We start from the raw sequence: 14,314 nt of genomic DNA, 5'->3' as shown, positions 1-14,314 counted from the left end.
ACCTAATAATTTGCGAAACCGTCATATTGAAAATGCACTACACTTATATTGATGAATTTGCTGAAATCCTAAACGGAGCGCTAGCTTTCGGGAAGCTTCATTATCTAATGAACAGTCCCAGTAAGGTGTAAAACCATTTGTAAGTATATCCTCCGCTACTAAGGCCGCTAAATGAGTCCCCACTCCTCTATTCTGATACTTGGAGAGAGTTTCAATTCCGATAGCATGAGTATCCTCCGTAACGAAACTAGAATAACACACACCCATAATCTCAGTTCCCTCAACAGCAGCATATCCATAGCCTTTTGCCCTAAAGTCTTCTTTCGATGACCAGAATAAATCAATATTGTCATGTACAAATTCTATATTCTTTAGATCTAAGTCCTCCCATTCCAGCATTTTAAGATTTATAATTCTAATCGCATTATTAAGGGACTCAACTGGCTTGTGAAATAACTTGAACACCATTTGTTCAAAAGGATATAGCTTCCTAGAAGGAAACATCAATGCCAGATTCCATTCATTGTGTTGACCTGAGACTTCAAAATACTCCAGCCCAAGCTTTTTCATCCTCGGTACAATCTGACTGGATACATAACTATCTAAGCTTTTAATAAATATCTCATTGGTGTGATCGCCTATAATATAAAATCCTTGCATCCCCTTACTCCATACCAACGCGCTTTTTGGTGTTACAAGTTGATCTACAAAAATCCAGCCCGGATTATTTCCCTCGATAATGGAGAGAATTTCAGGATGAATAGGAGCACCTGTAAGTAACGGTTTCACTTCATTAAAATCCTGTTGAGATAATTCATGCATATGAACACTCCTCGCCAACAATTTATCTAAATCACTGATCAATACTTAAAAAGATTAAATCCCCTTTGTATATTCTATAAGATAATTCAGCAAATTGCTTATTATAAAATCCGATCCGGGTATCCTAAATAAAAAAGAATTGGACCCAATGCTTGACGCACAGGCCCAATCCTTTATTTGGAGTATCCTTAATGATCGAAATCAGCTTGCATTATTGACCTATCATACCACCGTCGACTGTATATAGAGAACCCGTTACGAATGAAGCCTCATCCGACAGAAGGAAGTTCATCACAGCGGCAACCTCTTGCGGTTCTCCGTAGCGTCCCATAGGTGTTGCAGCTTCGTTAGCTGTCTTGTATTCTTCTGCGCTTCCAAAATTATTTTCAATTTTACGCATCATTTGTGTATTGATCGTTCCTGGGAGTACCGCATTTACACGAATACCAAGGGGTGCAAGCTCATTTGCAGCTACGCGAGTCAGACCAATTACAGCATGCTTAGACATAATGTAAGGGGCCATACCTGGTGCACCCATGAGTCCTGCCAGAGAAGAAGTGTTCAGAATAGCGCCTGATTTTTGTTTTTTCATCACAGGAATTACATAATGTAGTCCAAGAAATACACCACGTACATTGACGTTATATACAAGATCAAGTGCTTTAACGTTAAGCTCTTCGATTTGACCTGCCGGACCTTCAATTCCGGCATTGTTTGCAAAATAATCAATGGTTCCAAATTTTTCTACCGCTCTATTAACATAATTCTGAACGTCTTCTTCATTAGAGACATCCGCAGCTACAGCTAAAGAGTTAGATTCATTTAAGCCTAAATCTTGGATGACATTTTTTATCGCTTCTTCATTCAGATCGACAAGTACAAGATTCAGTTTACGATCAGACAATCGACGGGCAAGCTCTTTACCGATTCCACCTGCAGCTCCAGTAATTACAGCAGTTTTTACATATGATTCACTCATTGTATGTTCGCATCCTTTGTTATGAATTGGCTATATATTATAGTCTTAGGAGATGGGATAACCTATCTCTATTACTAGAGTACACCCCATTAGTTAACCTGTTCAATAATCAGAATTTTAAGTAATGTCGCCTAACCAACATACTTGCTCTACGTGTTTACTTATGTCTAAATCTTGAACATTAGCTGATCTTTTGTTACTTTTAAAGTAAGAACTATAAATGAACGATAAAAAGATCATAGCTGGAGGTAGTTTTTTTGATACAGGAAGAACATGAAGACAGAAGAACCAGAAGAACACGCCAAGCTCTGAAATCTGCATTCGTTGAGCTAATATTGGAAAATAGTTATGATTCAGTTACGATATTGGACGTGACTAATCGAGCGGATTACAATCGAGGGACTTTTTATAAACATTTTGAGAGTAAAGAGGCTTTGCTTAAGGAAATACATGATGAATTTCTACAGGGTATAGGAGAGGCGCTATTAGACCCTTATGAGGGATTGGAACGTATTGAGGCAACGGAGGTCTTCCCTTCCATTCTGCAGCTGTTCGAATATATTGAGGGGCATAAAGCGGAGTTTTTAGCCTTATCCGCAGTGGAACGAGGGAAAATGACTGTTGAACTGTTCGACCGTTTACGGGAATCCATGCGTGAGGATATGCGAATTGAGATAGAAGCTGATGCTGCTCCTGTGGATTATGAAGTTATGTTGAGTTACCAAATGTCTGCTACAGTAGGTGTCATTATGCACTGGGCTGAAGTCAATTTCAAATATTCGGCGAGCTATATGGCAGAACAGTTAATTACACTGGTGAACAGCAAAATAGACCATATAGCTTTTATGAAAAAATCTAATGGGTAAGAAATGAATTGCAAGTGCCATATATAGGAACGAAATTTAAAAAACCAGCGCATTGAGAGATGATCTCAAATGCTCTGGTTTTTAGTAGCAGTGCTCTACTCAGCGAATATCTTTTACTCGAATATTGCTTCCTAACAGGCCCGAATCACTACTTAATCTGAATGACGGGTAATTCTCATCTGCTTCAAGTCGCATCTGTTCATCAAATAAAGATTCCTGTTGACGGTCCACAAAAAAAGTAAAGGGCTCTTTCTGAACTTCAATATCTGTAGCATGGGGTTCACTAATAATCTGAATTACGATCACGCCATTACAACCACAGCCCTCTGTATCGAAGAACAATTTAAAATAACCTGGTCGTTCACCAAGGTTTTCATTTAACTTTTCTGTAGTTAGAGAGTTCAATTGTATGAACATTGGATGATCTGCTCCTTATTTATAATTGAGTTACTACTTTCCCAAAGTATAGATTGATTTGCTTTCACTCTCGTGTGACTGCCATCACTTCTATTTTGACAAACATGAGTCTGAGGATAAATTAAGCCGACTTTTGAGTCTCCCGGGCACCACCTAGCTTAAACACTAGAATACCGCCAACAATCACGAGTACTCCGACCAACTGCTTCCAGGTGAATGGAACCTTTTCAAGCCCTAACCAGCCGAGGGAATCCCACAATAAAGCAAACCCAAGCTGAGAGATTAATACGATCGAGATCGCATAGGTTGGCCCAAGACGTTTGGTGCCTTGCACGAGACAGATTACTACACCCACCCCGATCAATCCGCTGATCCAGTACCAAGGCTCCATATTTCGCAAAGTAAATATTCGGCCGCCTTCAAAGATAAGACTCATAATAAAGGAAGCCAGAAAACCCAACCCTAATACTAACGTCGTTGTGGCCCAAGATCCAACCTTTTGATTAACCTTCGTATTAAAAATATTTTGTAAACTAACGAATGAACCCGCGACAAGCGCTAATATTAACCCTAAAATCATAACGTAACTCCTCCAGTTGTTGATTGTATTCTCAGAATTTCAAAATCACTACTCCAGCAATCATCAACCCTATTCCAATAAACTGTGGGAGTCTCATTTGTCGTTTTTCCATCCCAAACCAGCCTTTAATATCAATTAAGAAGGTCAAGCATAGCTGTGCAATGAGCAATGTCGATATAGTAAAAGTAACGCCAATCTGTTGAATGGCAGTGACTTCACTGAAAATAACGACTGCGGCAAAAGATCCGCCAATTAGATATAATGGTTTTACTTCTTTTAATCCTTGCCATTTCCCATCTCTAACAAATAAGAGGATTAGTAACGACATGATAAATCCTGTTAACTGTGTAATTGTCGCAGCTTGCCAAGTCCCAATATCTTGACTAATTCGAGCATTAGATACTCCTTGCAGAGTGATACAAGCCCCCGCTAAAAACGCAAATATAATTCCTCTCATTTCTCTCTCTCCTCAACTTCGATCTCTTACATATTAAAAAGCAATTCAGGCCTTTAAAAAAGGACATCTGTCCTAAACCAAAATAAACGATGTTGTTGCCCCTATAAGCCTTTCGTATATTTTCAAAAAAAAGACCGCCTCAAGCCATCTCTTAGGCTTAAAACGGGCTTTCAGAACTTTAAATTGTGGATTAGGAAAGTAATTTATGCTCATGCAATTGATCGAAAATGATCTGTGTAACGACTGAAACACGATTTCGATCCTTATAAGATAACCAGGATAACTCTTCAATTTCCGACGCAGGACTAAGTGTACCTTCAAAATCCGCGATATAACATGTCATTTTAACTATGACGCCTTCAGCTTTACCGTGAGCTTCCGCTTCAAAGGTTCCAAAATAGGAGATGGTTTCTGGTTTAATACGAACAGAGATCTCTTCCTCGATTTCGCGCACGAGCGTCTCCTCGTCTGTTTCTCCAGCTTCTCTTTTTCCTCCAGGCAAATAATAGGTATCTTTCCCTTTGGAACGCGCACACAAAACTTGTCCATTCTGAATATGAATCCATGCAATTTTATCAATGATTGTAGTCATACAGTTCTCCCCATATTTTTTTCTAATAATTATATCATACAGCCAAGACCATCTATTTATACAACGTCTATATTTGATTTTTGTATGTGCAGCTTAGCTTTGGCCTGAGGTACATGATGAAGCAAATAGTACGCAGCAAGAGAGAGAAGTGTTACTCCCCCCGCAACCTCATACATCATTCGGTAATCCGTATAAGAAGCAATTAAACCCATGAAATACGAGCCCGCTCCATAACCCAAATCAAATAACAAGAAAAAGGTCCCATTCGCACTACCTCTACGATCTTTAGCCGCTAATTTAAGCGCAAGAGTCTGGAAACATGGCATAAGTGCACCATATCCAATTCCCATAATGACACCAGACATCATTAACATCAAACCAGACCGAGCTTGACTTAAACTAAGCAATCCAACGGCGAAGATTAGAATTCCGGGATAGATGAGAATATGCTCATTATATTTATCGAATACTTTACCTATAACCGGGCGAAACAATACAATCATAATTGCAAAAGCCACAAAAAAATAACCAGTAAGCTGTGATTGATGAATTTCTTTCGTAAAAGAAGCTATAAATCCAGACAAGGAGCTGTAGGAAAAAGCAAGCGTAAATCCGACAAGTGATATCGGCAAGGCTTTCGGCTCGATTACGTCTCTCCAGCGAAGCCCTTTTCGCGTCTTAGCAGGTTTCTTAACAGCTTCAATAACGTTAGCCTTATCTTCTTTTGGCATCCGAACACCTAACGTGAATAACAGCGAGAGAGCGGCAATCACACACACGCCTAACAGTAGTACATTAATATTCTCATCTTTCCAGAGAAAAAGACCCAATGCGGGTCCAATGACCATAGCAATGCTCATAAACATGCTAAAATAACCGATGCCTTCTCCTTGACGTGAATAAGGGATTAGCGTCGAGGCTATTGTACTTGTAGCTGTCGAGGCAACAGCATAACTCATTCCGTGTAGGAAACGAATTACCAGGAATAATACAATTCCATTAGATCCGAAGTAACCAATACAGGCGATTAGAAATATGGTTAGCCCAATAACCGCCATTTTCTTTTTGCCGAATTTATCGACCCATTGTCCCGAAAAAGGACGGATCAAAACTCCCCCTATTACATAGATAGTAATCGCTAACCCCATTTGCTGCTGATTCCCGTGTAAGCTTTCCTTTACGTATAACGGGAATGCAGTTGCCAGAATGTAAAAGGTCAGGAACATAAAAAAACTACTTAAGCAAACAACAATAAAATTCCGGGTCCATATTTTCTCTCTAATCACAACAGACTCTCTCCATCCTACCTATAACTTTTTATATGTTACAATAGTATAGGACTGAAAATTAATTAAGTAAAATACATATTATATGATCGATAGATCACATTAGAGTTATAAGTAAAGTGAGGTTTTTGTTATGGAATTCCTTCAGCTTCAATATTTTCAGGCAGTTGCACGCCATGAACACATGACTAAGGCCGCAAAAGAATTAAATGTATCTCAGCCCTCCCTTAGTAATTCCATACAGCGTTTAGAGAAAAACTTAGGTGTTCCCTTATTCGAGCGACAAGGCAGAAATATAAAATTGAACGAATTCGGAAAAACCTATCTGCAACGTGTCGAGCAAGCTTTTATGGAACTTGAAGAAGGACAGCGTGAGCTCACAGATATGGCTGGACTTGAACATGGTGTAATTTCCATTGCGGCCACACTCCCGTATGTATTGCCCACTTTACTAAAAGAATTTCTTACCCTTCATCCGCATGTACGGATCATCCAACGTCAGCTCGGCTCTGCGTTAGAAATGAGAAATGATTTAGAGAGTGCAGCGATTGATTTTTGCATATCATCTACACCTGTTACCGGACCAGATATCGAGTGGCATACCTTAGCAGAAGAAGAATTATGTTTAACTGTGCCCAAGAATCATCGCTTTACTAATCGAAAGAGTATTTCTTTGATAGAAGCTGCAGGTGAGAATTTCATTTCTTTATCTTCTAGATATAATTTCCGTGAAATTTCAGATGAATTTTGCCGACAAGCTGGATTTGAACCTCAAATTACGTTCGAGCTTGAAGAAGTAAGCGCCATTCAAACCCTAGTAGAAATGGGACTAGGAATCACCTTCACCCTCCCTCTCTCCTTAGGCAGAAGAAGTCAAAATACAGAAATTGTTCAATTAAAAATAACAGAACCACTATGTCAACGCTCTTTTGGCATCGCATGGAGCAGAAAGCACTTTTTATCGCAAGCAGCTATACATTTCCGGAAATTTGCTGTGGATTTTTTTAGTAAACCTCATGAATATAATTAACGTGAAAACTACTATGCTAAGCATTTTTAGTTATACCAAGATGATTGCAAAGCGTACATATCTGCATAAATCCCTTTATTATTTATTAAGTCTTGATGCTGCCCCACTTCAGCTATACTTCCATTATCAATAACATAGATCGTATCAACATTTTTCGCCCAGCCCAGTCTATGTGAAATGAAGATGGCAGCTTTATCTTGGCAGATATCTAATAATTGTGTATAGATCTGCATCTCAGCATTCGGATCAATCGCAGAAGTAGGTTCGTCAAACACTAGAAGATCCGCATCATTATATAACGCACGCGCAATCGCCAGCTTTTGCCACTGTCCGCCTGATAGCTGCCTGCTTCCTTCAAGCATTTGACCTAACCTAACATCTAGTCCCCCTAATTCGTAAAACAAATCCATCAGCTCACATTTTTCCAGAATACTTAGTATTTTCACATCGTCCGGCGAAGATTTGGCATCACCCAACAGGATGTTTTCTCTTAGTGTCATTTCGAATTTAATAGAATGCTGGTACACGACGGATACTTTACCTTGAGGTTCTGGACTGTCTTTCCAGTAAATAGATCCAGAACTAGCAGTGTACTGCCCTAATAACAATTTGATCAAGGTAGACTTTCCTGCTCCATTTTCTCCAACGATGGCTATTTTCTCACCGGGCTTTATGACCATATTGATGTTAGATAAAACATACTTACTGGATTCGGCGTATTTAAAATAGACATTTGAAACGGTAATAGGAAGCATAGCTTCAGAGCTGTTATTGATATTATTTTTTCGGAAATCTCTATTTTTATAGGTAAGCACTTCATTTAAGTCATATAATTTACTGCTGCTGATGTAAAGCTTGCTTAGCGGCCAAGTCAAACTCATGATTTTACCACCACAAGTTAACAAAGCCAGAAATAATACTGAGATTGTCCCCACAGTAACTGTATTTGACTCCCCCATTTTACTTAACAGATAGACCAATACGATAAAAATAGCACTCGTCTGAACCATAGCCACAATCATCCCTGTTTTGATTTCGAATTTCCTCGCACTATACCTTTTATCATGCTGCTTCTTCATAAGCTTTGCCCAGAGATCCGTAAAATAGGAGATAGAGTTATAGATTCGCATTTCCCTAATCGCATTAGGATCTTCCAAAGTTACAGCTAGATAATCCCCCATTCTTCCGTCAAAAGTAAGCTCTCGCCCTGTTCTTCTAACTTTAATCTCAGTAAACATTCGAAAAGATAAAGTAGATACGATCATTAAACCCACCACCAGTGTGACTAAAAAATATCCACTTGTAGCCGATAACCAGATGATACTTATAAGTCCTGAGATATTTCCTACACTGGACAGCAAAAAACCAGTAATCCCCTCTAAATCTTCTCCAACTATTGTTTTAGCTCTTTGCAGCTTGTTCCCAAACTCTTCATCATCAAAATCCTCAAAGTCAACTTGATTTGCAATATCTATCAGCTCGGATTGGAAAGCGAGAGTTAGTTCCGCATTCATTCGACTTTTCATTATGTTGGTTATACTCAATGAACAGGCTTGTACTCCATGAATTAAAACAAACCATAGAATCGGAATAAAGGTTATCGCACCAGCAGCTACTGCATTAATGATATGAACTTGAACAGAATACGAGTAAAAAGTTAATAATCCACTGATTACAGGAACTATGATCGTTATTGTTGAGATTACTGGACTTTTTCCAATCATCCGTGCCAGTATCGTTAAAATATTCTTAAGGTCTCTTCTCAGCAGAATCTCTCCTTTCTCAGCCATATAAAGAGGACTGGCGGTTAAACATTCCCCTGTACTTACCATCCAACTTCATTAATTCTTCATGTGTTCCACTTTCAACGATTTCTCCATGCTCAAACAGAAAAATTCTATCAACGAATTTGGACATATATAGCCGATGTGTCACAATAATGGAGGTCTGCTGCTCTCCTAATTTCATAAAGGTTTCAAACGCCTGCTGTTCCGCGTAAGGATCGAGGGCTGCAGTAGGTTCATCAAAAATCGTAAGCGAGCCGTTGTTGAGATATGCACGTGCAATCGCAAGTCTTTGCCATTGTCCACCAGACAGATCAATCCCCCCAAACTGTGGACCTACTAAAGTGTCCAACGCAACACCATAAGAATCGGCTTCTGCTTTTCTCATCGCAGCTAATAATCTTGAATCGTCATACATGGCAGCAATATTCCCCATGGCTATGTTTTCTCGAATTGGTCTATGTAATTTAGTGAAATCCTGAAAAACAACTCTCACACCCTTTGTGACGTTATGAGCCAGAACTTCCTGCTCTCCATTAAACCACTGGATGTTTCCCGCTGTTGGATGATATAACCCTGCTATCAGCTTGATGAGCGTAGATTTTCCTGAACCATTCTCACCTACAAAAGCAACTCGTTCACCAGGTTTGAGGGTCATGTTTATATTTTTAAGCGTGTCCTGTGCATTGGTTGCATAACGATAATTCAACTGCTGAATTGTGATCTGCATCGCATCGGTATTCCTTATCGAATCTTCCGGATCTCTTTGAACTTGCTCTTCAAGTTCCAAATACGCACTATACTCATTGAAGCGCACGCGACTTTTGGTCAGATCAGAATACATCCTTGTTAGTGCAGGAATGACAATAAATAATTGACTAGATATCTGAAGTAATAATACGAAAAGTCCGGCGCTCTGCCCGCTACCTCCAAGCGTAATTGCTAAAATAGCAATCGTAAGCCCGTTTAATAAAGTCATAGTTATACTTTGGGAGAAGCTTAAGGTCTCAGATAAAATAACTTTTCGGTGCATTTGTTTGAAATTCCCATTAAAGATCTCTTTCATTGTGGTAACCAAGTAGGAGGACATTCCGTACATTCTTACTTCCGGGAGGGTATTTCTACTAACCAGCAAATCAACGATATAATTAATCATTCGTACAGAGGAGGTTTGATTTGCTGAAATGGCCTCTACTTTCCGAGACATCCATCTGATGAGGTAAAGCTGCAGAATTTGTACTACTAAAATGAACATTGCCAGGATATAAAAGCCATAACAGGATAGGACTACGATTAGTGCGATCAATGTTATAAAGTGGATTGTCACCGCGGTCCATTGATCTAACAAATCGATCAGGGAAAGCCGTTTTGCTTTTTCTCTAATCGTTTTTGTTGCGGGATCTTCCAATAAAGCCGTCGATAATTTAGAGGTCTTAGCCAAAATACTATGTTCCAGTTCATAAATACTGGTTGCCGTTAAATTGGTTACAGAAATGGCTCGAAGAGAACCATTGATGCCAGCCAGATATAAAATTAACATCAGTGAACTTACCAATAGTAAGATATGTAGGTAGGCGTTAGTCGTGAAGTTCTGAATGAGGTCAACTACATATTTCGTTATGAACAGCTCTGCAAATAGAATTGGTGGGCTCAGCAGGTTAGTGATAAAATATAAAAGTGAGTTTCTTTTGTCTTTTACATAGAGTAGCTTTACAACGTAGAGAAAGTCAGGCAGATAGCATCTCTCCTTAAGTGTATATTTTTCACTGAAAACTCTTTCCTTTTCAAACGTGGAATCTGATTATAACGTTAATTGTTTATAATTGGAAGAAGTACTTTCAAGCTCACCAAATTATAGGAGTGTGAATTCATGAAACTTCAATTCAACTTATTCCCAGGCGGATTATCAAAGGCGCTCACTATGAGCTATGATGACGGCCAGAAACACGATATCCGCTTGGCTGGTATTTTTGATCAATATGGAATTAAAGGGACCTTCCATTTAAATAGTGCAATGATCAATGCACCTGGGTTCTTATCGCCCGCTGATGTTAAGCATTCGCTCAGGAATCATGAAGTGTCCGCCCATTCCGTTACTCACCCACATCTAGAGCGTCTTCCTTTACCGATGGTAATTGAAGAGTTGTTCGAAGACCGTAAACGATTGGAAAAGCTGGTGGATTATCCAGTGCGAGGCATGTCCTACCCCTACGGTACATACTCTCAGGAGATAATTGCACCACTTCAGTCCGTTGGAATTGAATACAGCCGCACTGTTCACTCTACCAAACAGTTTGATATGCCTCTTAATTTCATGGAATGGCATCCAACCTGCCACCATATTGAAGATCTGCATCAGGTTTGGGAGCGATTCACAATGGAAGGACCCTCCCAGAAACTAAGACTCTGTTATGTTTGGGGCCATAGCTATGAGTTCGCACAGCAGAACAATTGGGAGTTAATCGAAACTTTTTGCCAACAAGCAGGTGGACATTCAGATATTTGGTACGCTACTAATATTGAGATTTATGATTATGTCACTGCCCTGTATTCACTGAAATTAAGTGCCGACAAAACGATTATCCGCAACAATTCTGCCATAGATGTTTGGGTATCTATTAATGATCAACCCGTTCAGATTAAGGGTGGAAGTATGATGACTACGAAATAATCTAAAACACAAAAAAAGAGCGTTGGCCAACATCGCTCTTTTTTTGTGCTAATTATATTGATGTGATTCCGAATTATTTCGCTAGAAGTGTATATGTCACTGTTTTTGCTTTTTCCTCAAGGATTGGCGTATAGGTGAATGTAAGCACATTCCCCTTACGGCTTTTCATCCCTAACATTCTGCTCAGAATGTATTGATCTCTGCCATCATTTACTTTATCCCATTCTTTACGATCCTCACTAGTAATCAGTTGTTCACTGAGATTGACGATTTCTCCTGTACTGCTGTAGACAATATATAATTGTGTTGTATCTAATAAGCGAACAAGTGCCACATCCTCCGCGGCGTACTCCACTATGAAATCACCGGTTGCCCCGGTTAATTTCTCCATCTCAAACAACTTGCCCAAACCGCCATCCTTAGTAATATACTGAACATTCTTCCCATCGGTCATATACACCTGAGTGGAAGGTACTTGAGGCGCATGTGGATAAGCAGAGATCATATAATGATAATCCATTTGCTTAATTATTGTACCTGCTTGAACTAATACCTGATAGCTGTTGCTGAAATCATTAAACATTGCATAGTGATTGTCCGTTAACTGGAGTAAGTCCGTGCCATTTCCAAGTTTTTTAATCTCAAATCCATGATTGTAAGCTGACTCCTTAAGGGGTAGTTGGCCAATAATTACTGGTTTCCCGGCTGCCGTAGCCCGGTAATATAAATTAGCGTTTTTTTGAGATATCCAATAGGATCTACCTTCTACAGAAGCAGCAACAAATCTAGGTTCATCTACGATTTGGATAACCCCATCCGTTTTATTAAGCGCGGTTTTACCCCCGAGTACACTGACTGCAGAGACCAATGGCAAGTACAACGAACCTTTTATGATACGAGGAGATTTTGTTAATGCCATCGCTGCCCCGTTCACTTTTGACGTTGCAGCACCCGCGGTGAAGATGACTTCACGCTCTGGACGTACCAGCTTGGCCATTTTGGATTTTTGATCCCACGATAACTTATAACCCATAGCATCTGCGAGTGATTTCAAGGGTACAAAAGTTGTATTCTCCGCGATCACTTGTTTACTGCTGATTCCAATTTCTTTATAGTTAAATTGAATTTGCTTGTCTGCTTGCGCAGATACCGATCCATATCCAGTACTTAAAATCAAAACAGCAAAGATCCCTAGCGTTACCTTCCATTTATTCATATCTATCCGTCTCCTTCGACATTATAATCATATGTAATTAGACGGAAGATAATGGAAAAAGTTTCTTCTCACCCTCTAGCAAACTCATAAAATGCCAAAGCATCCACCCAAGTTGGGAATCCTGCTTGCGCCAGTTTATCGCTGCCCCCGCCTTTACCATTATAGCTGCCTAGATGAGCTTTGAAAAAAGCTCCACAGGAAATCTCCGTGCTCCCATTCTGCGCAAAAACAACCTTATTCTCCGCAGAAGTAGCTAATAATACAGGAAGATCACATTTCGAAGTCAGCTTATTTGCTAAGCTCTGTAGATCTTTTAGCGATTTATCTTCAAATACTTGTGCGATCATCTTTCCCGCTTGCTCATTTAAAAGCTCTTGCACAACATAGTCATCATTTTTTTCTTTAAGCAGGTAAATTTCAGCTTGCAGCAGCTTTTGTTCATTTTCCCATTTTTCAATTCGATCAATAATCTCATCTTTGCCTGTGTTGAATTTGGAAGACAGTGTTCCAAGGATTTGCTGACTAGTATTAAATTCCTCTAAAGCACGATATCCACATTTAAAATAAATCCGCGTGTTCGCTTTTATTTTCTCAGCTTTTAAAAGCTTAATTATCCCAATTTCACCCGTTGAGGACACATGTGTCCCCCCACAAGCGTTGTATTCAACATCTTTGATCTCAACAATCCGGATGTTCTCTGTCACTTTTGGCTGTTTAACCAATTTAAGCTGTGAAGCCTCTTCCCCTGTTACGAAATAGCTGAGAATATTGTGATTTAAGTAAATCTGCCGATTAACTTCTCTCTCTATGGAGTACAGTTGATCAGCAGACAGTTCTGGCACTTCTATATCAATAGTGCAATAGTCCTCACCTAAATGAAAGCTTAAGGTCATAAAGTTATATTTTTCTAGACAAACCGCTGAGAGCAAATGCTGGCCACTATGCTGCTGCATATGGTCAAATCTTCTATTCCAATCGATCTGACAAGTTACCGATTCCTCATTAGGTAAACGTTCCAGCTTATGCAGTACAAGCTCTTCCTCACTGATTACATCAAGCACAGGGATTCCCTGAATAGCTCCAAGATCACAGGGTTGTCCACCACCATGCGGATAAAAAGCCGTCTCCTCTAAAAGAACATAAAGACCATCTTCTCGTTCTATGGTTTCAGTCACACGGGTTTGCCAATCAGTCTGGTATGTAGAATTGTAGTATAGTTTGTTGGTCATAAATGGTTTCCTCTCTTTTTTACGTTATCGACATATTAAGTTTATAGTATCATAACGGATAGTTTGAATCTTATTATTTCAAAAAAACCAGCTCCACGCAAAAACTGCGTAGAACTGGTATTAGGGTAATTAACAAGAACAAGTAGCATCTTTTAAATTTCTAATGGCAATTGCATTTAGTCGAAGCGCTTCTACTATTGAGTCTCTTACTGCTAACAATTCAAATCTTTCACGACTGCCAATAGGCAACCTGCAAAGAATGGCTTCAATTCTTTTAAGACTTTCTTTCAGAATCACTCTTTGCTTACGCAATGCGTTCAAAGCTCTTTGAATTTTTCTCTTCTCTGCAGCAGTCATAAACTACCACCTCTTTTCCATTGTGATA

Annotated in this window: 15 protein-coding genes; 3 read left to right on the top strand and 12 right to left on the bottom strand. The window is 39.4% G+C overall.

Features of this window, described 5'->3' with window-relative positions; genetic code table 11:
- Positions 1-21 precede the first annotated feature (21 nt).
- Both NST40_RS14370 and NST40_RS14365 read right to left on the bottom strand, forming a co-directional pair.
- Positions 22-822, bottom strand: a complete 801-nt coding sequence (locus NST40_RS14370; RefSeq protein ID WP_076217522.1) for a GNAT family N-acetyltransferase — start codon at positions 820-822, stop codon at positions 22-24.
- Positions 823-1,033: 211 nt separating this feature from the next.
- On the bottom strand, positions 1,034-1,801 hold the full coding sequence (locus NST40_RS14365; protein WP_076276458.1) for an SDR family NAD(P)-dependent oxidoreductase: 768 nt from the start codon (positions 1,799-1,801) through the stop codon (positions 1,034-1,036).
- A gap of 257 nt (positions 1,802-2,058) precedes the next feature.
- On the opposite strand from NST40_RS14365, the gene NST40_RS14360 reads away from it, so the two are divergent.
- A complete protein-coding gene (locus NST40_RS14360; RefSeq protein ID WP_076276457.1) occupies positions 2,059-2,667 on the top strand; it encodes a TetR/AcrR family transcriptional regulator in 609 nt (202 codons plus the stop codon).
- A 99-nt stretch (positions 2,668-2,766) separates the two neighbouring features.
- Here the strand turns inward: NST40_RS14360 and NST40_RS14355 are convergent, their stop codons facing one another.
- The 5 genes from NST40_RS14355 to NST40_RS14335 form a co-directional block, all read right to left on the bottom strand.
- The gene (locus NST40_RS14355) at positions 2,767-3,084 is read right to left on the bottom strand and encodes an iron-sulfur cluster biosynthesis family protein (protein ID WP_076125818.1); all 318 of its coding nucleotides are present in this window, start codon (positions 3,082-3,084) and stop codon (positions 2,767-2,769) included.
- 121 nt (positions 3,085-3,205) lie between these two features.
- Positions 3,206-3,664 carry a DMT family transporter gene (locus NST40_RS14350; protein WP_076125820.1) on the bottom strand — a complete coding sequence of 153 codons (459 nt, stop codon included), beginning with the start codon at positions 3,662-3,664 and terminating at the stop codon, positions 3,206-3,208.
- Between the two features lie 31 nt (positions 3,665-3,695).
- Entirely contained in the window at positions 3,696-4,121 is a 426-nt protein-coding gene (locus NST40_RS14345; protein WP_076190424.1) for a DMT family transporter, read from the bottom strand.
- 190 nt (positions 4,122-4,311) lie between these two features.
- Positions 4,312-4,713: an NUDIX domain-containing protein gene (locus NST40_RS14340; RefSeq protein ID WP_076125824.1), complete on the bottom strand. Its 402-nt coding sequence runs from the start codon at positions 4,711-4,713 to the stop codon at positions 4,312-4,314.
- A 56-nt stretch (positions 4,714-4,769) separates the two neighbouring features.
- The gene (locus NST40_RS14335) at positions 4,770-5,999 is read right to left on the bottom strand and encodes an MFS transporter (RefSeq protein WP_076125825.1); all 1,230 of its coding nucleotides are present in this window, start codon (positions 5,997-5,999) and stop codon (positions 4,770-4,772) included.
- A 133-nt stretch (positions 6,000-6,132) separates the two neighbouring features.
- On the opposite strand from NST40_RS14335, the gene NST40_RS14330 reads away from it, so the two are divergent.
- Positions 6,133-7,029, top strand: a complete 897-nt coding sequence (locus tag NST40_RS14330; protein WP_342410813.1) for a LysR substrate-binding domain-containing protein — start codon at positions 6,133-6,135, stop codon at positions 7,027-7,029.
- Between the two features lie 26 nt (positions 7,030-7,055).
- Here the strand turns inward: NST40_RS14330 and NST40_RS14325 are convergent, their stop codons facing one another.
- A complete protein-coding gene (locus NST40_RS14325; protein ID WP_342410812.1) occupies positions 7,056-8,819 on the bottom strand; it encodes an ABC transporter ATP-binding protein in 1,764 nt (587 codons plus the stop codon).
- A complete protein-coding gene (locus NST40_RS14320) occupies positions 8,812-10,353 on the bottom strand; it encodes an ABC transporter ATP-binding protein (protein WP_342410811.1) in 1,542 nt (513 codons plus the stop codon). The genes NST40_RS14325 and NST40_RS14320 overlap by 8 nt, the downstream gene beginning before the upstream one ends.
- Positions 10,354-10,683: 330 nt before the next feature.
- On the opposite strand from NST40_RS14320, the gene NST40_RS14315 reads away from it, so the two are divergent.
- Positions 10,684-11,484, top strand: coding sequence for a polysaccharide deacetylase family protein (locus tag NST40_RS14315; RefSeq protein ID WP_076125834.1), 801 nt, complete (start codon positions 10,684-10,686; stop codon positions 11,482-11,484).
- 73 nt (positions 11,485-11,557) lie between these two features.
- Here NST40_RS14315 and NST40_RS14310 read toward each other — a convergent pair whose 3' ends face one another.
- The 3 genes from NST40_RS14310 to NST40_RS14300 all read right to left on the bottom strand — a co-directional run bounded on the left by NST40_RS14310 (position 11,558) and on the right by NST40_RS14300 (position 14,286).
- Positions 11,558-12,700 (bottom strand): copper amine oxidase N-terminal domain-containing protein, encoded by a 1,143-nt coding sequence (locus tag NST40_RS14310; protein ID WP_076276456.1) that lies wholly within the window; start codon positions 12,698-12,700, stop codon positions 11,558-11,560.
- A 68-nt stretch (positions 12,701-12,768) separates the two neighbouring features.
- The gene (locus tag NST40_RS14305; protein WP_076276455.1) at positions 12,769-13,929 is read right to left on the bottom strand and encodes a DHHA1 domain-containing protein; all 1,161 of its coding nucleotides are present in this window, start codon (positions 13,927-13,929) and stop codon (positions 12,769-12,771) included.
- Positions 13,930-14,058: 129 nt separating this feature from the next.
- Positions 14,059-14,286, bottom strand: a complete 228-nt coding sequence (locus NST40_RS14300; protein ID WP_036678084.1) for a hypothetical protein — start codon at positions 14,284-14,286, stop codon at positions 14,059-14,061.
- Positions 14,287-14,314: the final 28 nt, after the last annotated feature.

The sequence above is a fragment of the Paenibacillus sp. FSL R10-2778 genome (assembly GCF_038593035.1).
Lineage (GTDB): Bacteria > Bacillota > Bacilli > Paenibacillales > Paenibacillaceae > Paenibacillus_AQ > Paenibacillus_AQ odorifer.
Note: the sequence above shows the minus strand (reverse complement) of the source record. Positions and strands in the feature narration are given on the sequence as shown.

What these genes read in the sequence shown, in the direction of transcription:
- NST40_RS14370 (WP_076217522.1), bottom strand. Translation starts at nt 822, where the DNA reads ATGCATGAATTATCTCAACAGGATTTTAATGAAGTGAAACCGTTACTT.
- NST40_RS14365 (WP_076276458.1), bottom strand. Translation starts at nt 1,801, where the DNA reads ATGAGTGAATCATATGTAAAAACTGCTGTAATTACTGGAGCTGCAGGT.
- NST40_RS14355 (WP_076125818.1), bottom strand. Translation starts at nt 3,084, where the DNA reads ATGTTCATACAATTGAACTCTCTAACTACAGAAAAGTTAAATGAAAAC.
- NST40_RS14350 (WP_076125820.1), bottom strand. Translation starts at nt 3,664, where the DNA reads ATGATTTTAGGGTTAATATTAGCGCTTGTCGCGGGTTCATTCGTTAGT.
- NST40_RS14345 (WP_076190424.1), bottom strand. Translation starts at nt 4,121, where the DNA reads ATGAGAGGAATTATATTTGCGTTTTTAGCGGGGGCTTGTATCACTCTG.
- NST40_RS14340 (WP_076125824.1), bottom strand. Translation starts at nt 4,713, where the DNA reads ATGACTACAATCATTGATAAAATTGCATGGATTCATATTCAGAATGGA.
- NST40_RS14330 (WP_342410813.1), top strand. Translation starts at nt 6,133, where the DNA reads ATGGAATTCCTTCAGCTTCAATATTTTCAGGCAGTTGCACGCCATGAA.
- NST40_RS14325 (WP_342410812.1), bottom strand. Translation starts at nt 8,819, where the DNA reads ATGGCTGAGAAAGGAGAGATTCTGCTGAGAAGAGACCTTAAGAATATT.
- NST40_RS14320 (WP_342410811.1), bottom strand. Translation starts at nt 10,353, where the DNA reads ATGTTAATTTTATATCTGGCTGGCATCAATGGTTCTCTTCGAGCCATT.
- NST40_RS14315 (WP_076125834.1), top strand. Translation starts at nt 10,684, where the DNA reads ATGAAACTTCAATTCAACTTATTCCCAGGCGGATTATCAAAGGCGCTC.
- NST40_RS14310 (WP_076276456.1), bottom strand. Translation starts at nt 12,700, where the DNA reads ATGAATAAATGGAAGGTAACGCTAGGGATCTTTGCTGTTTTGATTTTA.
- NST40_RS14305 (WP_076276455.1), bottom strand. Translation starts at nt 13,929, where the DNA reads ATGACCAACAAACTATACTACAATTCTACATACCAGACTGATTGGCAA.
- NST40_RS14300 (WP_036678084.1), bottom strand. Translation starts at nt 14,286, where the DNA reads ATGACTGCTGCAGAGAAGAGAAAAATTCAAAGAGCTTTGAACGCATTG.